General features: G+C 36.8%; 23 protein-coding genes. 6 read left to right on the top strand and 17 right to left on the bottom strand.

Going from position 1 to position 20,118, the window contains the following annotated elements:
* Positions 1–56: 56 nt before the first annotated feature.
* Positions 57–1,244, bottom strand: a complete 1,188-nt coding sequence (locus tag F7984_RS06165) for an FtsW/RodA/SpoVE family cell cycle protein (protein WP_066100800.1) — start codon at positions 1,242–1,244, stop codon at positions 57–59.
* A gap of 112 nt (positions 1,245–1,356) precedes the next feature.
* Positions 1,357–1,653 (bottom strand): Fpa/YlaN family protein, encoded by a 297-nt coding sequence (locus F7984_RS06160; RefSeq protein WP_373925453.1) that lies wholly within the window; start codon positions 1,651–1,653, stop codon positions 1,357–1,359.
* A gap of 175 nt (positions 1,654–1,828) precedes the next feature.
* Between F7984_RS06160 and F7984_RS06155 the strand changes: the two genes are divergently transcribed.
* Entirely contained in the window at positions 1,829–2,332 is a 504-nt protein-coding gene (locus F7984_RS06155) for a peptidyl-prolyl cis-trans isomerase (protein WP_140461231.1), read from the top strand.
* A gap of 133 nt (positions 2,333–2,465) precedes the next feature.
* On the opposite strand, the gene F7984_RS06150 is transcribed toward F7984_RS06155, so the two are convergent.
* On the bottom strand, positions 2,466–3,797 hold the full coding sequence (locus F7984_RS06150; RefSeq protein WP_175354235.1) for a PhoH family protein: 1,332 nt from the start codon (positions 3,795–3,797) through the stop codon (positions 2,466–2,468).
* A 355-nt stretch (positions 3,798–4,152) separates the two neighbouring features.
* On the opposite strand from F7984_RS06150, the gene F7984_RS06145 reads away from it, so the two are divergent.
* Complete coding sequence (locus F7984_RS06145) at positions 4,153–4,353, top strand: YlaI family protein (RefSeq protein WP_066100812.1); 201 nt, start codon at positions 4,153–4,155, stop codon at positions 4,351–4,353.
* Between the two features lie 98 nt (positions 4,354–4,451).
* On the opposite strand, the gene F7984_RS06140 is transcribed toward F7984_RS06145, so the two are convergent.
* From F7984_RS06140 to typA, 3 genes are read right to left on the bottom strand one after another with little or no spacing between them, the layout of a single operon-like run.
* Positions 4,452–4,739 (bottom strand): hypothetical protein, encoded by a 288-nt coding sequence (locus F7984_RS06140; RefSeq protein WP_139891310.1) that lies wholly within the window; start codon positions 4,737–4,739, stop codon positions 4,452–4,454.
* 11 nt (positions 4,740–4,750) lie between these two features.
* The gene (locus tag F7984_RS06135; protein ID WP_066100818.1) at positions 4,751–5,071 is read right to left on the bottom strand and encodes a YlaH-like family protein; all 321 of its coding nucleotides are present in this window, start codon (positions 5,069–5,071) and stop codon (positions 4,751–4,753) included.
* 32 nt (positions 5,072–5,103) lie between these two features.
* Positions 5,104–6,942, bottom strand: coding sequence for a translational GTPase TypA (gene typA / locus F7984_RS06130; protein ID WP_066100821.1), 1,839 nt, complete (start codon positions 6,940–6,942; stop codon positions 5,104–5,106).
* Positions 6,943–7,061: 119 nt separating this feature from the next.
* Between typA and F7984_RS18935 the strand changes: the two genes are divergently transcribed.
* On the top strand, positions 7,062–7,238 hold the full coding sequence (locus F7984_RS18935; protein WP_175354216.1) for a DUF5325 family protein: 177 nt from the start codon (positions 7,062–7,064) through the stop codon (positions 7,236–7,238).
* A 91-nt stretch (positions 7,239–7,329) separates the two neighbouring features.
* Here the strand turns inward: F7984_RS18935 and F7984_RS06125 are convergent, their stop codons facing one another.
* Positions 7,330–8,121 (bottom strand): inositol monophosphatase family protein, encoded by a 792-nt coding sequence (locus F7984_RS06125; RefSeq protein ID WP_066100824.1) that lies wholly within the window; start codon positions 8,119–8,121, stop codon positions 7,330–7,332.
* A gap of 152 nt (positions 8,122–8,273) precedes the next feature.
* Complete coding sequence (locus F7984_RS06120; protein ID WP_066100827.1) at positions 8,274–8,471, bottom strand: hypothetical protein; 198 nt, start codon at positions 8,469–8,471, stop codon at positions 8,274–8,276.
* A 180-nt stretch (positions 8,472–8,651) separates the two neighbouring features.
* On the opposite strand from F7984_RS06120, the gene F7984_RS06115 reads away from it, so the two are divergent.
* Positions 8,652–9,269 (top strand): DUF1054 domain-containing protein, encoded by a 618-nt coding sequence (locus F7984_RS06115; RefSeq protein WP_139891312.1) that lies wholly within the window; start codon positions 8,652–8,654, stop codon positions 9,267–9,269.
* Between the two features lie 57 nt (positions 9,270–9,326).
* On the opposite strand, the gene F7984_RS06110 is transcribed toward F7984_RS06115, so the two are convergent.
* From F7984_RS06110 to F7984_RS06100, 3 genes are all read right to left on the bottom strand, one after another.
* Complete coding sequence (locus F7984_RS06110) at positions 9,327–9,602, bottom strand: UPF0223 family protein (RefSeq protein WP_140461230.1); 276 nt, start codon at positions 9,600–9,602, stop codon at positions 9,327–9,329.
* A 12-nt stretch (positions 9,603–9,614) separates the two neighbouring features.
* Entirely contained in the window at positions 9,615–10,580 is a 966-nt protein-coding gene (locus F7984_RS06105; RefSeq protein ID WP_066100837.1) for an NAD(P)H-dependent flavin oxidoreductase, read from the bottom strand.
* A 262-nt stretch (positions 10,581–10,842) separates the two neighbouring features.
* Positions 10,843–10,956, bottom strand: a complete 114-nt coding sequence (locus F7984_RS06100; RefSeq protein WP_077247942.1) for a GapA-binding peptide SR1P — start codon at positions 10,954–10,956, stop codon at positions 10,843–10,845.
* A gap of 372 nt (positions 10,957–11,328) precedes the next feature.
* On the opposite strand from F7984_RS06100, the gene F7984_RS06095 reads away from it, so the two are divergent.
* Positions 11,329–11,760, top strand: coding sequence for a DUF1885 family protein (locus F7984_RS06095; protein WP_066100840.1), 432 nt, complete (start codon positions 11,329–11,331; stop codon positions 11,758–11,760).
* Positions 11,761–12,073: 313 nt separating this feature from the next.
* Here the strand turns inward: F7984_RS06095 and F7984_RS06090 are convergent, their stop codons facing one another.
* From F7984_RS06090 to F7984_RS06065, 6 genes are all read right to left on the bottom strand, one after another.
* The gene (locus tag F7984_RS06090) at positions 12,074–12,901 is read right to left on the bottom strand and encodes a polysaccharide deacetylase family protein (RefSeq protein ID WP_066100842.1); all 828 of its coding nucleotides are present in this window, start codon (positions 12,899–12,901) and stop codon (positions 12,074–12,076) included.
* A 100-nt stretch (positions 12,902–13,001) separates the two neighbouring features.
* On the bottom strand, positions 13,002–14,411 hold the full coding sequence (gene lpdA, locus F7984_RS06085) for a dihydrolipoyl dehydrogenase (RefSeq protein WP_066100846.1): 1,410 nt from the start codon (positions 14,409–14,411) through the stop codon (positions 13,002–13,004).
* 3 nt (positions 14,412–14,414) lie between these two features.
* Positions 14,415–15,740, bottom strand: coding sequence for a dihydrolipoamide acetyltransferase family protein (locus F7984_RS06080; protein WP_066100849.1), 1,326 nt, complete (start codon positions 15,738–15,740; stop codon positions 14,415–14,417).
* A gap of 85 nt (positions 15,741–15,825) precedes the next feature.
* Positions 15,826–16,803, bottom strand: a complete 978-nt coding sequence (locus F7984_RS06075) for an alpha-ketoacid dehydrogenase subunit beta (RefSeq protein ID WP_066100851.1) — start codon at positions 16,801–16,803, stop codon at positions 15,826–15,828.
* Between the two features lie 3 nt (positions 16,804–16,806).
* Positions 16,807–17,922, bottom strand: a complete 1,116-nt coding sequence (gene pdhA, locus F7984_RS06070) for a pyruvate dehydrogenase (acetyl-transferring) E1 component subunit alpha (protein WP_140461229.1) — start codon at positions 17,920–17,922, stop codon at positions 16,807–16,809.
* 534 nt (positions 17,923–18,456) lie between these two features.
* Complete coding sequence (locus F7984_RS06065) at positions 18,457–19,122, bottom strand: YkyA family protein (RefSeq protein WP_066100857.1); 666 nt, start codon at positions 19,120–19,122, stop codon at positions 18,457–18,459.
* A 300-nt stretch (positions 19,123–19,422) separates the two neighbouring features.
* Here F7984_RS06065 and def point away from each other — a divergent pair, with 300 nt between their 5' ends.
* Positions 19,423–19,977 (top strand): peptide deformylase, encoded by a 555-nt coding sequence (gene def / locus F7984_RS06060; RefSeq protein ID WP_066100859.1) that lies wholly within the window; start codon positions 19,423–19,425, stop codon positions 19,975–19,977.
* Positions 19,978–20,118 lie beyond the last annotated feature (141 nt).

Here is a 20,118-nt window from a genome sequence, read left to right as displayed (position 1 = left end):
TTTTTAGTAAAAATAATGAGTAAGAAGATTATTCTTACTCATTATTTTAAGCCAGCTTATCCCTGGAGTGTCTCCCCTTTTTCAACTGGTTCTTTTTTGTAGGCTGCATCATATCTCGTCATCATAGAGACATTGACCAGTAATCCGACAGATATCAAAAGAATAATTAAGGAAGAACCACCATAGCTGATAAATGGTAAAGTAACCCCAGTAATCGGTATTAGTCCAGCTACTCCACCTAAGTTAACCATAGCTTGAATTCCAATCATACTGGAAATACCTACTGCCAGCATACTCCCAAATGGATCATTCGATTTTATCGCGGTATGAATCCCTTTTAATACAATCGTAGCCAAGCATATAATAACAAATCCTACCCCAATAAGTCCTAACTCTTCAGAAATCACAGACATTATAAAGTCAGTGTGCGGTTCAGGCAGATAACCATATTTCTGCGTGCTTTGTCCAAATCCCACACCGGTAATGCCACCATTGCCAATTGCCACATAAGAATTGACCAACTGATATCCTTCATACTTCTCACTGGAAAACGGGTCTAAAAATCCTACGAAACGTTCAAGCCTTTTTGGAGTAAAGATCTTGTCTTTAAAAAGAAAAATGATTGGTGTCGCAACAAGGATAGCTCCGAACAAAATCGATAGCAGTTTACCTAAACTCTTAAAATTCATACCAGAGCATAAGATAATAGTACAAGAACTCATAAAAAGAATGAATGCCGTCCCGATATCCGGCTGCAAAACGATCAATAAACAGATAACTAACAAGAATAATAGTGGTGGTACTACACCCTTATTAAAGACATTGATATATTTTTGTTTATTCGAATAGACTGCGGATAAGTATATAATCATACCTAACTTAATAAACTCTGATGGCTGCAAACTCCCTAGCGCTCCAAGCTTAAACCAGCTCTCCGCATTTCCGGCGGTGTGGCCAATAAAATTTAAAGCAACGAGAGAGATAATCGAGCCTAGTACGATGATCACCAAAAACTTTTTATTTTTAAAAACCGGATAAGGTATAGCAGCTACAATGAAAAACAGGATAAACCCGATGATTAAATGCCTAAATTGTTTTATGTAGAAAAAATCGCTCGGAAGTCCAAATCTTGACACAGCCGTTACCATACTGGCGCTATAGACCATTACAAGACCAAAAATACTTATAGCGATAATGACAGCGATGAGGGTAAAATCATACGATTTTAAAATACGTTTTATCATATAGGTCTCCTTGAATAAATTTCATTTTAAAAAATATGCTTGTTTAAAAATTATATAAAGAAAAACAAAAAAACTCAAACAACATCGGCATCGTTTGAGTTTCGACTGCTACTTATTTTCTTAAGGAAGCATCATGAAGAGCAGAAAGTTCTTGTTCAAGGAATCCCAATAGCTCTTTACCGTCTTTCTCTTCTATTAATCCTAATCGAACGGCAAAGTCAATTTCTCTGGAGAGACCAAACATTTGGGTATCTAAAACTTCTTCATATAACGGACACTGAGGCATAGTCAAATTGTCCATTTGCACCTTTATTAGTTTAAATATTTTATCAGCGTCAGCCTTTAACAATGCGTAGGCCTTTTCTTGATGATTGACAAGGATATCAGATGTCAATGTGCAACCCCCCATTATGGCCCAATGAACCAATCTATTATAAAATTCTACCCTTAAAATCGTAAAATTGCAAGAAAAGGTAATGTCAAGGAGTTTAGTTTTTTCTAAAAAAAGATAACCTTCGTGCAGCGAATTACTGTACATACTCATTCAGCAGCTATAAGATTAAAATTGGAAAGGAGAGTCAATTATGAAAGATATTCTACAAATAAAAGGGAATGTAAAATTCCCGATATATCTCGACCCTGGCACTTGGATATTTGATGACAGGAAATTCGATCTTGATGCTTGGCATCCAGAAAACAATCAGAAAGAAAATCCTGAACAGGAGACCTATTTAAAACAGGTATCATCACAATGGGATAAAGAGATCATTGAAGGGGCATCCCCACCGCCAAGTAAACCTGTAATAAAAACAAAGAAACAGCAGCTTACTGAAAACAGTTTCGGGATTGTATTAAAGCCTTTTTTCTTGAACACTGAACCTGAAAGTACTTCTGCAGCTGTTATTGTACATACAGAAAATGCTAATTTCACATTCTCTTTTGAGGAAGCGCTTCAACTGGTTGCTGGCTTTTCTATTAAAGGGCGACCAATCAAAGCGGATGAGGGTGGACCCATTCATATTTACCACGGCGATGGCTCCAACAGGCAAGCACCCATTAAAAACGTAATAGGTTTTACAATTCAATAAAGAGTTCAGGAGCCGTATAGACGCTATATGGCCCCTGATAACTACAAGCTACTAATACACAAACACTCTAAATGATTTGGAGCAGGAAGTACACTGACCCATTCCTGTTAGGATAATTAGATAGAAGATTCACTCATAATAAATCTGCCGCTAATTGAGCTAATCCGGAACGTTCCCCCTTCACTAAATTCACATGGCCTGCAATGGCTTCATTCTTAAACTTTTCCAAAACATATGTCAGCCCATTGTTCCATTCATCCAAATAAGGATGATCAATTTGAGCAGGATCCCCCAGTAAAATAATCTTACTGCGCTCACCTACACGTGTCAGTATGGTTTTCACTTCATGTTTGGTAAGGTTCTGAGCTTCATCCATGATAATAAAGCTATCCGGTAAGCTGCGTCCTCTTATATATGTTAAGGCCTCCACCTCAATAGAATTTATACCAGCTAAAATAGAGTCCAATTCACCTGGCTTTTTTGTGTTAAATAAAAATTCAAGATTATCATAGATTGGCTGCATCCATGGACGCAGTTTTTCTTCTTTTTCACCAGGCAGGAAACCCAAATCTTTCCCCATTGGTACAATTGGCCTTGCTACCAGTAATTTATTATACTCCCCCAAATCCTCTGTTTGAAGCAAACCTGATGCGAGTGCTAAAAGTGTTTTCCCTGTACCTGCTTTTCCAGTTAATGTGACTAACTGGATATCACTTCTTAATAATAATTCGATTGCCATATGCTGCTGCACATTTCGCGGCTTTATACCCCAAACATGCTCCTGATTATATCGAAGCTTTTTTATTCTTTTTTCATGTCCGCTAATAATTCCTAAAGCAGAAAGCGAAGTTATTTCTGTGCATTTCATAATGACAAATTGATTTAAATGAATCCCCTCTGCTACATCAGCAGGAGCTGCTATCTCTCCCTTGGAATAGAATTCATTTATATCAGCTCGCGAAACAAATATCTCGATAAAGCCGGCGTACATCTGATCCTCATGTATAACTCGATCACTCAAAAAATCCTCTGCTAAAAGTCCCAGTACATCCGCTTTTACCCGCATTAGAATATCTTTACTTACTAATATTACGCTCCGCCCATTTTCTTTTGCCTGTTCTTCCAGCGATAAATTTTTGGCAATTGCCAATATACGATTATCATTTGTTTTTTCTGCAAAGTATTCTGCGACATTGTGGGGTGAGCGATGATTCATCTCTATTTTTAACACCCCACCATTCGACAATGGGATTTTATGATGAAGCTTACCTTTTGTACGCAGCTGATCAATAAGTCTTGAAACATAGCGGGCGTTTTTCCCTACTTCGTCCAAGTTTCGTTTTTTTGAATCCAGTTCCTCCAATACTACTGCCGGGATGATGACCTCGTTATCCTGGAATGAAAAAATAGACATTGGATCCTGCAATAATACATTCGTATCTAGAACATAAATTTTGCTCAAAATATATCCTCCTGTGTCATAATTTCATTACCTATCCAGAGCTTTACAACACGCTGATGACTTATTGAAATACAACATTTAATAAGCAAGAGTTGCATTTTTCACGTTTAATCAAAATAAGCCGGATGGAATTTTGTTTTTAATAGCTGGACAAATCTGATGCTCAAATATATGTATTTACATACAAAAATAGAAGAAAATAACCCATTTCCTTTAAATTGTTTTATTCTTAAAGTTTGAAAAAAATTTTAATCATTCATCTTATCCGTTTCAAATAACCAGACCATTCCATAACCATGTATGGAAAATCCTTATATGGTATAATGACTTTACATGCAATAGATTGGGGTGTCCTGTAATGCGAGTTAAATGTGTAATCTGTGATAAAATCGAATCAATTGATGATGAAACGTTAATGGCTAAACGACTTAGAAATCGTCCAATTCATACATATATGTGTCAGGAATGCAATAAACGTATCGAAGAACGAACAATTGCACGAAAAAGCACTGGAAATTTCAGATTATATCGGGCGGCTAAAGAAGAGGACACGTGGTAAACTACATATACCTGAAAGAAATCGGGCTGTTTTACCTGTAATCTTCAAATAAAAACAAAAAAACAGAGAAGAATGAGATACTCATCTTCTCTGTTTTTTTATGATGGATAATTACGGTAATGATCCGGATTCTGGAGTATTTGATTGAGCATAACCTCAATCATATCCTCCGGAAACCTGAATTCATTTACAGACTCTTCATTTTTATAGGTGACGATATACCAACCGCCACTTTTTTTATAGTGATAGTCTGATATACCAAACTTCTCCTGCAAGGTATTTTCGAACCAGAGGACTGTTTCATTTGCTGCGGTATCTTCAGGTCGATGATCAATGACAACTTTTATCGTTAACCAATTATAGATCGTATCCTGAACAGAGTTCATTCGCTCACTCCTTATTCCGCATTTACCTCGTTTTTCATTTCCTTACGGAGTCTATATTTATAAATTCCCAGAAAAGCAGCAGCCACTACCAGTACTTCTGCTACAGGCAAGAATAGTGCCAAAAAGGTCAAAAAGCTGCATCCAAAGGCCATAATGGCATAGACTACTATGCTTTTTCCAAGACTTAATTTTCTAGCAAACCCCAGTTTATACACTATTCCGCAAAGTACTACAATCGTCAAATATAGAGCCCACACCCCTATTTGTGAATATTGTGGATCTCCTATTCGATACAAGTCTGCAAAGAACGGCAGGTTATTTGTAATATCCACTTTAAAACGCTCCCTCTCCCCAAAGGTAAAAGTTATTCAGCGAATTTCTTTTTCTTAGCTGCTTTTTCACGTTCGTTTTTATCCAAAATCTTTTTACGTAAACGAATTGATTCTGGTGTTACTTCGCAGTATTCATCATCATTTAAATATTCCAATGCTTCTTCAAGTGACATGATTCTAGGTTTTTTCATAGTAACTGTATTATCTTTTGTAGCGGAACGAACGTTTGTTTGTTGTTTAGCACGAACAATATTGACAGTTAAGTCATTTTCACGATTATGTTCCCCAACAATCATACCTTCATAAATTTCAGTACCTGGCTCTACAAAGATAACGCCGCGGTCTTCAATTTGAATGATACCGTATTGAGTAGCTTTACCTGTCTCAATGGATACAAGAACACCTTGTCTTCTTCCTCCAACCTGACCTGCCTGCATAGGTTGATAAGAATCGAATGTATGGTTCAAAATACCATAACCACGAGTTAATGTTAAGAATTCAGTTGTATACCCGATCAATCCACGGGAAGGAACGTTAAACACTAGACGTACTTGTCCGCTTCCGTTATTGACCATATCCAGCATTTCGCCTTTTCTTTCCCCTAATGATTCCATGATTGCACCTGTGTATTCCTCAGGAATATCAACTTGTACGCGTTCCACAGGTTCACATTTAACACCATCAATAACACGGATGATTACTTCAGGCTTAGACACTTGAAGTTCATATCCTTCACGGCGCATATTTTCGATAAGAATGGATAAGTGTAACTCTCCGCGTCCGGAAACAATCCAGGCATCCGGAGAATCAGTAGGATCCACACGTAAACTTACATCTGTTTGGAGCTGGCTCATTAAACGCTCCTCGATTTTACGTGATGTTACCCATTTACCTTCTCTGCCGGCGAATGGACTGTTGTTTACTACAAATGTCATTTGTAATGTAGGCTCGTCTATACGCAGAACTGGAAGCGGCTCCTGAACATCTACTGGGCAAACTGTTTCCCCAACGTTAATGTCTTCCATACCGCTGACAGCAATCAAATCACCCGGTAAGGCTTCTTCTACTTCCACACGTTTCAATCCTTGGAAGCCGAATATTTTAGTTACACGGAAATTTTTCGCAGTTCCATCAAGTTTCATTAAGGATACTTGTTGTCCAACTTTCATTGTGCCACGGAAAACACGGCCAATTCCTATTCTTCCTAAATAATCACTATAATCCAGCAAAGCAACCTGGAATTGCAGCGGTTCTTCACGATTGTCAACAGGTGATGGAATATTTTCTACGATTGATTCAAATAAACACTCCATATTTTCTTCTTGATCAGCCACATCAGGGCTTAAAGAAGCGGTACCGTTAATTGCTGATGCATAAACAACTGGGAATTCCAATTGTTCTTCAGTAGCACCCAATTCAATAAACAAATCAATAACTTCATCAATTACTTCCTCAGGGCGAGCAAAGTCACGGTCAATTTTGTTAACAACAACGATTGGCGTAAGTTTTTGTTCTAATGCTTTTTTTAGTACAAAACGGGTTTGCGGCATACAACCCTCATACGCATCAACGATTAAGAGAACACCGTCTACCATTTTCATGATACGTTCTACTTCTCCGCCGAAGTCTGCGTGTCCCGGTGTATCCAATATGTTAATACGTGTATCTTTATAGTTAACGGCAGTATTTTTCGCTAAAATTGTAATACCGCGCTCTCTTTCAAGATCATTGGAATCCATTGCTCTTTCAGCAACTTGTTCATTAGAACGGAATGTACCTGCTTGTTTTAACAATTGGTCGACCAAAGTTGTTTTACCATGGTCAACGTGAGCGATAATCGCTATATTTTTGACGTCATTTCTGTATTGCAAACTATTTCAACTCCCAGATTTTATGCTTATCGAAACCAACCTTGTCATTATAACATACTGAAACTAGAAAGCTGCTATCGTATTGTGTACAATGAATATGAAGATTGGGGTGATTACATATGAATATTAACTTTATATTTATGCTGCTAGCAGTTCTCGCTGTGACAAGCTTATGCGGAATTGCTATATCCATCGCTGAAGGAAGTGTAGTGGCCATTGTCCTATGCCTGTTAGCTTTTATCGGCATTATGGGAAGCGGCTTTACACTAAAAAAGCGTTGGAGAGAAAAACTTTAGACTATTCTTTTAACTAAATAATTTTACCGCAATATCATATTTTAAGCAATAAAAAAGCATCAGTACTGATGCTTTTTCTCTTTTATAGCCATCAGGATGATAAATACTGCTCAAGAATCACTCCATGTAAAGCTGGCGATGACACTAGGAATGAGCTCTTCTTTAGATAATGAATCGGGTTACCTTGCAGATCAGTCACTTTTCCACCCAATTCTTCAATAATCACGGCTCCCCCCGCAAAATCCCATGGCGCCAATCTCATCGATATATAAGCGTTCATTCTCCCAGTAGCAACATAGGCAATTTCAAGGGCAGCAGATCCATAGGACCTGGTCCCTCTTATATCTTTGACAAGTCTGCCCGTCAGATTCTTATCAATTTTTTTATTGTCCGTCAGCCAAATTGGATTTAAACCTATAATAGATTCGGGAAGTGGAACTTCCTTTATCTTAGGAATCTCGCTATCATTGAGAAAAGCTCCTTTTCCCTTTATACAGTGATACAGTTCATCATGGACAACATCATATATTAGCCCAATCTTTCCAATACCATTTTCTATTATACCTATTGATATCGCAAAATTTCTTTGCTGGTGCACAAAATTCATTGTTCCGTCTATAGGATCGATAATCCAAACTACTCCATCCAGTGACTGCAAATCATGGCCAGAACCTTCTTCACCGAGAATATGATGAGTAGGAAATTGTTCAGATATTTTTTCTTTAAAGAATTGCTCTATTTCCATATCCATATTAGTGACTAAATCATTTACATTTGATTTTGTGTTAATATCTAAAATTGATTCAAATGAGTTAATAATCTTTACCCCTGCTTCTTTAATCCATTGAACCGCCATCTCGTGAATGTTGGACCATTCCGCCATTTTTCCCACCTCAATTAAAATCTTTTCTATAGTATGTATATTAATTCCAGTTTAATTCGAATGACATTAAATAACAAGAAAAGACGAACATCATGAACGAGAACATGCAGTTCGTCTTAATCAATCAAAAAATCATATAATAATATCCACTATTAAAGTGCTTTTAAGCGCAGAAGTTCTTTTCTTATTCTTTCAAGTTTTTGTTTTGAACAATTTTTTTGTTTTTCATCATCCTGCTGAATAGCTTCATATAAGGTAGCCAATTCATAATCCAGTTCCATCCGGAGAACTACTTTTCTATGTTTCTCGACTTCTTGAGCTTTCAGTTTGTGATTAACTACCTGTTTCATAAAAATCCTCTCCTTGCATTTATTTTAAGAAAATTCAGAAATTTAATTGTACTTTGTACTATAGTATGTTCTTTCTGGATTATTGCAACCAAAATAGACAAGCGCCTAGTTACATATGCATAATATTATTTGGCCTCTCTATTCTTATGCTAAAATAAGAGAGAATAGGAGGTAATATATATGGTTATAAAAGGTTTCACAAATGAAGACTTTAATGTATTTACAATAGATGGTCTCGACCAACGAATGGATGCAATCAAAACCTTAATACGTCCCAAATTTGAAACATTAAGTCAGATTTTCACAGAGGAATTATCTGTTTTAACACAAGATCCAATGTATCCCCATATTGCAAAGCATGCTCGTCGTACGATTAACCCGCCGAATGATACATGGGTATCTTTTTCATCCAATCCACGCGGTTACAAAATGCAGCCACATTTTCAAATCGGTCTGTGGGAAACCCATTTATTTATTTGGTATGCAATTATTTATGAAGCCAAAGACAAAGCGCAAAAGGGACAACGTTTGGCTAGCCAAACTGAATCGATAAAAAATCTTATCCCATCTGATTACGTGTGGTCTATTGATCACATGAAGCCGGAAGTTATTCCTCACAGTACATTATCAACCGATGGCTTAAACGATATGTTTAATCGTTTACAAACAGTCAAAAAAGCTGAATTATTATGCGGCTATCAAATTCCACGCGAGGAAGCTGTTCAGCTTTCCGGTGATCAATTAGTTGAAATTATTCATGATGTATTTGTACATTTAATACCCCTGTACAATGTCTAATAAACTCGAAAAAGACATTAACCCCCATTAGCACTATGCCAAGGGGGTTAATGTCTTTTATCGGCTTAATTTTATAAATCCTTCATTAGCACTGTTTTTTGCTCGCTTAATTGCTTGATAGGCAGAGTAGCCACTCACTTCTTCAAACTCATTGCACAATTTCTTTTCCTCAGATTTAGAAGGAACAATTCGCTTAAACTCATTGTAAAGGTTCATTAACTGTTCCCTTTCTATCCCGTTCTCATAAGCTTTCTCGATTCCTTGAAAAAAAGATATAACCTTTACGATCTCATTAGTAGACCATTCATAATCAATCGGATATTGATAATCCATATGTACCACCTCTTATGTTGTAATTGCTTTCCAGCGTTCTCTTATAGCTGCTGCTTCCGCTAGCATTCTACTGAACAATTGCTCTACTGTTGGCTCATCCTTAATTATACCAACAACTTGACCAGCCCAACCAAAACCAGCTTCTGAATCTCCATTATATATAAATGCTTTGTTTCTTACACCACTAATATAATCTTTTAAATCCTCATATGTACAATTATTATCCTCCATTCCAAGGATAATATCCGTAAGCGGATTATGAATGGCACGTCCTGGAGCACCTAAGCTCTTTTTAATCACTACCGTATCCTTTTCAGAGCTATCTATGATTGCTTGCTTATAAGCGGCATGAGCATGTATACATTCTTTCGTAGTAATGAATCGTGTACCCATTTCTATACCTTCAGCACCCAGGGCCAGCGCTGCCATTAAACCTCTTCCATCTCCAATACCTCCAGCAGCAATAACAGGAATGGAGACATGATCAACTGTCTGAGGCACCAGGACCATTGTACTCAACTCATCTCTTCCTATATGGCCTCCACCTTCATAGCCAACCACCATAACTGCGTCTGCTCCAAGTTCTTCAGCTTTCATAGCATGCCTTACCCCTGCAGTCAATACGAGTGTTTTTACTCCAGTACCCTTAAACATCTCTAAAAATTCTTTCGGGTTTCCCCCTGTAACAGAAACAACTTCTACTCCTTTGGAGAGTACCACTTGTACAAATTCTTCATAAGGTTTACCGTGGTTACCAATAGCAAAATTAACTCCGAATGGGGAAGAAGTCATAGAACGTACCTTATCAATTTCACTAGCTAAATCCTCAGGACTGCTCAATGACATAGCTGTAATTTGACCAAGTCCACCAGCGTTTGAAACGGCGGCAGCCAATTCAGCATAGGCTAGATAAGCCAGCCCCCCTTGAATTATTGGCAGCTCTATGCCAAGCAACTCTGTTACACGCGTTTTCCACATAAAACACCCTCCTTTGTCGTTAGGATTGCTTTTACACAATGGCAATATATGATTCGCTTCTTAATTGAAAAGTGAAACCAATCATTTGTGTATCATTAATTTATCATATAAAGAATAAGTAAAGAATACACCGTGTTCTTGCGAGTAAATAAAAAAGACAACCCCTGGAAAATTGAAGGTTGTCATCGCTAATGTTAACTTTTTATAGTTTTCAAGATTAAATGATTATAGTTTTTGAAATGAACCGGTTTTGGTCTAGTGACTATTCTTGTTCACAACTGTGGCAATCAGTGCATGTTGCATACAATACTGTTACTTTTTCGTCTTCAAAATGATCGATTGTATTGTTGCATCCTGTACATACGATTGTACCCATTCATTTCATCTCCTTTTCTAAATGTAAACGCCTTCCAAGAAAGCGTTTTAATTCCATAAATCAATAATAGTATAACTCATTGAATATTTCAAGCCCAAATTGTATAACACATTAAAATATTTTTCGTTAAATTGTGTATAATATATTATTAATATGACAATTAGACACTCTTATCCTGCAAATGTATCAGTAAGTGTAATATCAATATTTAAACAGTTAAATTGGCTATTATTCTAATGATTTTATCCATGAATTCCTTCATTAATGAAATTAAATACACTTAACCAAGAAAAGCGTTTTCATTATCACCCTTGTTATCCATTTTCAGGTAATGATAAACTAATTAAAATAAATTAATTCAGGGAGGTTCCTATGACTTTATCAACGTTTATAAAAATGAAGGGATCCATAAAAGATGACATAACTATTGAGGACATTAAACAATTGATCAATCAGTATAGACAATCAATCTCGCATACTTCCGAACAATTAGCATGGGATTATAGTAAAACTGCATTTCCTTATGTTTTGAAAGTAACAGACGAAGGGAAACATAATTGGTTTTATTTATACTCAGAGGAAAAGGACTATCACATGATAGCCATTGGAGTGGATTATGAATATATACAAACCCCTGATGAAAATAAACAAAGAGTCCCTTATATCCAAATCAGTCTATCTCAACACTCTACAATTGGTGATAAATCGAAGGCTAATGAGTTTGCTAAATTTTTATCAAAGAAATTAAAAGGGGAACTTCATTTATTTAACGGGAGAATCATCCATTTTAATCTAAAAAAGTAGAGCCATACTTTATACTTTAAATTGGTTTATTTAGAGGGCTTATAACCTATATGTACCTAATAGTGATGATCAAGCTACTGGTTGAATAGCTATCTAGAAAGTCGTCAAATCATGAATCATCTACCGAGCAAGGACAGATCTAGTTTTGCCAACACATATTAACTCAATCCGGAGGTTTCCCCTTAAGCAGGCGCTAACCATACCAAAGGATTTCTGTACAAACATATTACCCACCCATCCACTCTTCAACTAGTTACTTAAAAATAGTATTGAAAAAGGCAGCCTAATTACTGAGGCTGCCAGAACTCTTCCATTAAAAAGATTTTATTTCACGAGGATTTATCACCCTATAACCCTTTGCACGTAATCCTTCAACTAATTCTGGCATTGCATCATTAGTCCATTTACGGTCATGCATAAGCAGGTTTGCTCCCGGATACAATTCTTTGCTAGTAAGCATAACTTTCACTAAAGCGTCCTTATCTTGGTACTGTTTTTCCCAATCGTATCCTATTGTCCAATTCATTAACTGCATTTTTTCTTCTTTGGCTATTTGTTTTGAGAACTCTGTGTTTTGCCCATATGGAGCTCTAAAAAATCTGGGCCTTTCACCGGTTATAGTTTCCACCATATCATTCACTTTAATAATTTCTTCTTTTTGCGCCTCTTCATCCAATTCTGGCAGGACGGCATGACTATATGTATGGTTACCGATTTCAAATCCCATATCATAGATTTGTTTCAATATCTTTTTTTGCGCATCCGATTCCAAAAAATGTCCGTTAACGAAAAATATAGCAGAGGCATTCATTTCTTTTAATTTTTTTGCCATTGCTAAACTATATCGATCCGGTGCATCATCGATGGTTAATAGAGCTACTTTCTTTTCACCATCTTCTATAGGCTCAATTTTCCAATTTGTTAGATTGACCTGATAGTTTTGTGAAATCTCCTCTATCGGCTTCGCTGCTGTTTCTTTAGGTACCTCTTTGTTAATTTCAGCTTTATTAGGCTTTGTTCCCTGATTTGATTGTGTCTGTTCTACACTTTTATTAGGTGTATCTTCTTTCGCCTTCTCTTCTTCTCCGCAACCAGATAGCAACAGAACCATAGATGTAAGCAAAGCTATAGCATATCTCATGAAATTCCACCTTTCGACAACCTTATCCTATATTTTACCACTTTACCGACAAAATAAAACACCCCTGTCCAAAAAGGATAGGGGTGTAAAAAATAATTAATTATTTAATAATGTGGATTGGGCTTCCCATCGCAACTTCTGCTGCTTCCATTGTGATTTCTCCCAATGTAGGGTGAGCATGAATAGTCATAGCGATGTCTTCAGCAGTCATTCCTGCTTCAATTGCAAGGCCTAGCTCTGCAATCATATCAGAAGCACCAGGTCCAGCAATTTGAGAACCGATTACTAATCCGTCTTCTTTACGTGTAATTAACTTCATAAATCCTTCTGCAGAATTTAATGCTAAAGCACGTCCGTTTGCTGCAAATGGGAATTTAGCAGCAACGATATCTAAACCTTCTTCTTTTGCTTGTTGTTCAGTATAACCAACTGTTGCAAGTTCCGGTTCGGAGAATACAACTGCAGGAATACCTAGATAATCAATCTCAGCTGCATGTCCTGAAATAACTTCAGCAGCGATTTTACCTTCATAAGAAGCCTTATGAGCTAATTGAGGGCCAGAGATGATATCACCAATCGCAAAAATATTACTTACAGATGTACGGCATTGCTTATCTGTTTTAATGAAGCCTCTTTCATCTAGTTCAATACCGACTTGTTCTAAACCAATTTCATCAGTATTAGGTTTTCTTCCAACTGTTACCAATAGATATTCAGCTTCAACTTTTTTCTCTTCGCCTTTTTCTTCGTAAGTAACAATTACACCATTTTCAGTTTCTTCCACGCCTTTAGCTTTAACTTTAGTGAAGATATCTACATCTTTCTTCTTCAAGTTACGTTTAACGATAGAAGACATTGGTTTTTCGAAAGCAGCCAAGATTTCGTCCATACCTTCTAGAATGGTTACTTTAGTACCAAAGTTAGCATATACAGAACCAAGCTCAACTCCAATTACTCCACCGCCGATAATAGCCATGCTTGCAGGGATATGATCAAGGTTTAAAGCACCAGTGGAATGAATGACACGATCAGAATATTTAAATGTCGGTAATTCAATCGGTCTAGAACCTGTTGCGATAATAGCGTTTTTAAATGTATATGTTTGAGCGCTATTTTCAGTCATAACACGGATGTTATTAGCGTCTACAAAGTAAGCTTCACCTTTAACGATGTCTACTTTGTTACCTTTAAGTAATCCGCCAACACCACTTGTTAATTTTTCTACTACAGTACCTTTCCAGGCTTGAACTTTAGAGAAGTCCACTTTTACGTTTTCAGCAGTGATACCAAGATCTTCAGAATGTTTGGCATCATGATAACGGTGACCTGCAGTAATTAAGGCTTTGGATGGAATACATCCAACGTTCAAACATACGCCACCAAGGTCTCCTTTTTCAACGATTGTTACTTTTTGTCCAAGTTGCGCAGCACGGATTGCAGCCACGTAACCTCCTGGACCAGAACCGATTACTATAGTATCTGTTTCAATTGGAAAATCTCCAACTACCATGTCTTATCCCTCCATCAATAATAATTCTGGGTCATTTAATAAACGTTTAATGTGATTTAATGCATTTTGACCAGTAGCTCCATCAATCATACGGTGGTCAAAGCTTAAAGATAATGATAATACAGGAGCAGCTACAATTTCACCATCACGAACGATTGGTTTTTCTGCAATACGTCCGATTCCAAGAATCGCAACTTCTGGGTGGTTAATAACTGGTGTGAACCATTGTCCACCGGCAGAACCGATATTTGAAATTGTGCAAGAAGCACCCTTCATTTCATTAGGAGCTAATTTACCATCACGAGCTTTTCCGGCAAGTGTGTTGATTTCATTAGAGATAGCAAACATAGATTTACGATCTGCATCTTTAACTACAGGTACAAGAAGTCCTTTTTCAGTATCAGCTGCAATACCGATATTGTAATAGTGTTTATGGATAATTTCTTGTGTAGCATCATCAAGAGATGTATTTAATGCTGGGTACTCTCTTAATGCACTTGTTAAAGCTTTAACAACGTAAGGAAGGAATGTTAGCTTAATTCCTTTTTCAGCTGCAACTTCTTTGAATTTCTTTCTGTGAGCAACCAATTTAGTCACATCTACTTCGTCCATCAATGTAACGTGTGGAGCTGTATGTTTAGAGTTAACCATCGCTTTAGAAATAGCTTTACGAATTCCACTCATTTTTTCACGAGTTTCAGGATATTCTCCTGCAGGAATAGCCGCTGCAGCTGGTTTAGAATCTTCTTTGGCAGCAGGAGCTTCTTGTACAGGCGCACTTTCTTGTCCACCATTCATAAATGCTTGGATATCTTCTTTTAATACACGGCCATTTTTGCCTGTGCCTTTAACCTTGTGAATATCCACACCGTTTTCTCTAGCAAATTTTCTAACAGATGGCATTGCGATTACACGGTCACTTGCAGTTTCTTCTGCTTGTGGCTGTGAACCTGCACCAGTTGGAGTATCAGAGTTTGCTGGAGCTGCTGCTTCTTTCTTAAGGTCTTGTCCGCTTTCTAAAGTAGATTGAACTTGAGCTTCAGTTTTTTCTTCACCGTGCTCATCACCTTTAAATTGTACATCTTCATAACCTGGTGCATCAAAAGTTACAAGTACATCACCAACTACTGCTACAGTACCTTCTTCAACTAATACTTCTTGAACAGTACCTTCTACTGGAGATGGAATTTCAACAACAGATTTGTCATTTTGCACTTCACACAGTACGTCATCTTCCTGTACTTTATCACCTGGTTTAATAAACCATTTTACTATTTCACCTTCATGTATACCTTCGCCGATATCCGGGAGTTTAAATTTAAAAGCCATGGCTTTTCTTCCTCCTCTTTCTTTTCAGTTTTTAAAGTTATGGTTGTGTTAGTCAGGAAATGCCACGAAAGCATCTCCTGTTATGTTAAAATTCTAAAACTTTTTTTGCAGTTTCAAGTACATCTTTATGATTTGGCAACCATATAGGCTCAGCTTGAGAGAATGCAAATACTGTATCAGGAGCAGTTACACGCAATACTGGTGCTTCCAGGCTTAGAATGGCACGGTCGTTGATTTCAGCAACAACTTGAGCAGCAATACCTGCTTGTTTTTGTGCTTCTTGTACAACAATTGCGCGTCCAGTTTTCTCAACAGATGCAATAATTGTATCAATATCAAGCGGGCTAATTGTTCTTAAATCGATTACTTCTGCAGATACACCTTCTTTTTCAAGTTGCTCTGCAGCTTTAAGTGATTCCTGAACCATTGCGCCATAAGTAATAATAGAAAGATCAGTACCTTCACGTTTCACATCAGCTTTACCTAATGGAATTGTATATTCCCCTTCAGGTACTTCTTGACGGAAAGAACGGTATAATTTCATGTGTTCTAAGAAGATTACCGGATCGTTATCACGGATAGCAGAGATTAACAAACCTTTTGCATCATAAGGTGTAGATGGAATAACCACTTTTACACCTGGTGTTTGAGCCATTAAACCTTCAAGGCTATCTGCATGCATCTCAGGTGTATGTACACCACCACCAAATGGTGAACGGATTGTAATTGGTGAAGTATAAGTACCACCGGAGCGATATCTCATACGAGCCATTTGACCAGCAATAGAGTCCATAACTTCGAATACGAAGCCGAAGAATTGGATTTCAGGAACAGGACGGAATCCTTGCAATCCAAGTCCAATTGCCAATCCACCAATACCAGATTCAGCTAAAGGGGTATCAAAGATGCGGTCTTCTCCAAACTCCTTTTGTAATCCTTCAGTAGCACGGAAGACACCACCGTTTACTCCTACGTCCTCACCAAAAACGAGAACTTTAGGATCATTACGCATTTCAGTACGTAATGCATCAGTGATGGCTTGAATCATCGTCATTTGGGCCATGGCTTATTTCGACTCCTTTTCTTTGTAAATTTCATATTGTTCTTCTAGGTTGTATGGAAGCTCTTCATACATATTCATAATTAAATCAGTTACTTTTTGTTTTGGAGTATTATCCGCTTCTTTAATAGCAACTTTGATATCTTCTTTTGCTTGTTCAATTACTTCATTTTCTTTCTCTTCGCTCCATAGTCCTTTTCCTTCTAGGAATTTACGGAAACGAACAAGTGGATCTTTTTTCTCCCACTCGTTATCAAGGTCAGCTGTACGGTAACGTGTTGGATCATCACCAGCCATTGTATGTGGACCATAACGATAAGTTAAAGTTTCAATTAAAGTAGGACCTTCTCCATTAATTGCTCTTTCGCGTGCCTCTTTAACTGCAGTGTAAACAGCTAATGGATCCATACCGTCTACCTGAATACCTGGGATACTGGCAGCCATTGCTTTTTGAGCGATTGTTTTAGCAGCTGATTGTTTTTCAACCGGTGTAGAAATCGCAAAACGGTTATTTTGAACGATAAAGATTGCAGGAGCTTTAAATGCACCAGCAAAGTTGATTCCCTCGTAGAAATCACCTTGGGAAGCACCGCCGTCACCTGTATATGTGATTGCAACAGATTTCGCTCCATTTTTCTTCATACCAAGAGCTACACCTGCACATTGGATATATTGTGCACCAATGATGATTTGCGGAGAAATCACATTAACGTCTGCAGGAATTTGATTTCCAGCAAAATGGCCACGAGAGAACAAGAAGGCTTGAGTCAATGGAAGACCATGCCAAATCATTTGTGGTACATCTCGGTAACCAGGTAAAATGAAATCTTCTTTTTCCAAAGCAAATTGAGATGCCAATTGTGAAGCTTCTTGTCCAGCTGTTGGAGCATAAAAACCAAGACGACCTTGTCTATTCAAAGAGATAGAGCGTTGATCAAGAATACGAGTGTAAACCATTCTTCTCATTAATTCTTGAAGCTGTTCATCGCTTAAATCAGGCATAGCTGATTTATTTACGACTTCTCCCTCTTCATTTAAAATTTGCAACGTCTTGAACTGGTCGCTAACGCTTTCCAACTGCTTCTCTGCCTCAATAAGGACTTTCTGTTGTTTAGAAGCCATAGGATTCACATCTTCCTTTCTATAAATGGTTAAATATCCATCTTTAAATTATCATAATGCCAGTTTTCCACACCTAAACCATTAGATAACTGTATTAGTTTCCTCTTGATAAAAAGTAGTACAACTGTATCAATGGTTAAAGTTTACACGATTTAAATAATTGCCGTCAACTTATATGATTCGAGTATGTAAACATTTTCACAAACTTTCTTTAACGACAAACTGTTATACATTAATATTTTTTTATACTAATACAGAATGTGGAAAAAGCGCTTACAAAGATGAACTTTCTGTATTTATAATCCCCTAAACTAAAGTAATATGGGCAAAATAACTAACCTTATTAAACATGCAATACTAAATGTATAAAACCTAATAACCATTTTTAAATTATAATAAAAATAATCATACTCGATACTGGTCAAAAATCAATTAGGTTTTACTACTTAACAAAACATACCAAAACTTATCGAATTGATTATCGACAACCTGGAATTTCTATAAAAAAAAGCCATCACTCCTGATGGCTTTTTCTTATTCTGTATCAACATCTAGTTTTGCCCTTTTATAGAAAGCAATCTTTTGTTCATTATATTCATTCGTTAAGTCATTAAATTTTTTGTTTGAGTTCATCAGTGAATTATACGTTTCATTGATTTTCTCAATTTGTTCTTGTAAATCTTCTTTGGTCACATCCTCTTTTTTAAAGAGTGTGTATAACTCATTCTCCTGTGTAAGACTCTTTGTATAATGTTTATACAGTTCATCATACTCATCATATCTTTTCGTCATTGTATCCTTTAATTCATTCGCTTCTGCTTTTAAGGATGAGTCTTCAAGATCGTTTATATGACCATTTAAATCCTTAAATTGTTCCTTAGCTTTATCGATAGCTTCTTTTTCCTTCTTCATTAACGCTTGTCTTTCTTCTATTCCTTTAATAGCATCATTTGATAATGATTGTATTTCTTCTATTTCCTTCATACCCAATTGTATAATCTTTCCATACAGTTCATTATCTTCTTCCTCCAGCTTTTGAAGCGGCTCTTGTTGTTTTTGGAAGTCTTCCTCCAATGCAGCCACTTCCTCCAGAGTATCATAAATTTTCTCTTCTGGACTGCTATTGTTTAGACATCCTGTTAATGCAAGGATTACTACTAACATACCTGTAAGTGTAATAATTTTTTTGTATTTTTCCATGATTAGCACTCCTATCTATCCCTACTTTACTATAACGAAATGGAAATATTTTGACAACAAATAACATATATAATAGGAGTAATACCCCCGAAATTACTTAGTAATCTAAATATAAGGTAATATATTGTAGTATGATTGCTATTGATTAATTCCTAAACTTAAAATACGCTACTACGTAAAGATAAGTAAGGCGTACAGACCCCTTATATGTTTGTTAAGATTACAGAAGTCATAATTAACTTTTTATGCAAGGTTTGATAGACTATAGAGTATAAATGGACAGTTTTATGAGGTGAAATAATGATTACAATGCAAGATATTATCAGAGAAGGGCATCCCACTCTACGAAAAAGAGCGGGGGAAGTACAAATTCCGCCTTCCAAAGAAGACCAAGAAATTCTCAAAAGCTTAATGGAATATGTACAAAACAGCCAGGATCCAGTAAAAGCAGAAAAATACGGTCTACGTCCTGGGGTTGGGCTGGCAGCTCCTCAAATTAATATTTCAAAACGAATGATTGCCATTCACGCTACAGACGATAAAAATAAGCTCCATAGCTATTCTCTCTTTAATCCAAAAATTATTAGCCATTCTGTTCAGAAGGCTTATTTAAGTACCGGAGAAGGCTGTTTATCAGTAGATCGTGCCATACCAGGCTATGTTCCCCGTTACAATAAAGTAAAAGTACAAGCTTATACGCTTGAGGGGGAAGAGATTACTTTAAGATTAAGCGGCATGATGGCCATTATTATTCAGCATGAAATTGATCATTTAAATGGAGTCATGTTCTATGATCATATAAATCCTAAAGATCCATTTGCCCATTTAGACAATGCGGTAGCCATTGAAAAATAAAAACCGGTGATTAATCACCGGCTGTGACTGTAGACATTTTCCCTATTTAGGTTGGTCTACAGTCTTTTTTTGTTCACTTATTTATAGAAACTATGTGGCTAAACCGCTCTGCCCTATTTTATGACTAGTCAGTTGCTGATT

The sequence above is a fragment of the Pradoshia sp. D12 genome, from assembly GCF_008935075.1.
In the GTDB taxonomy this organism is placed as follows: Bacteria; Bacillota; Bacilli; order Bacillales; family Pradoshiaceae; genus Pradoshia.
This window is presented reverse-complemented; position numbering and strand designations above follow the sequence as displayed.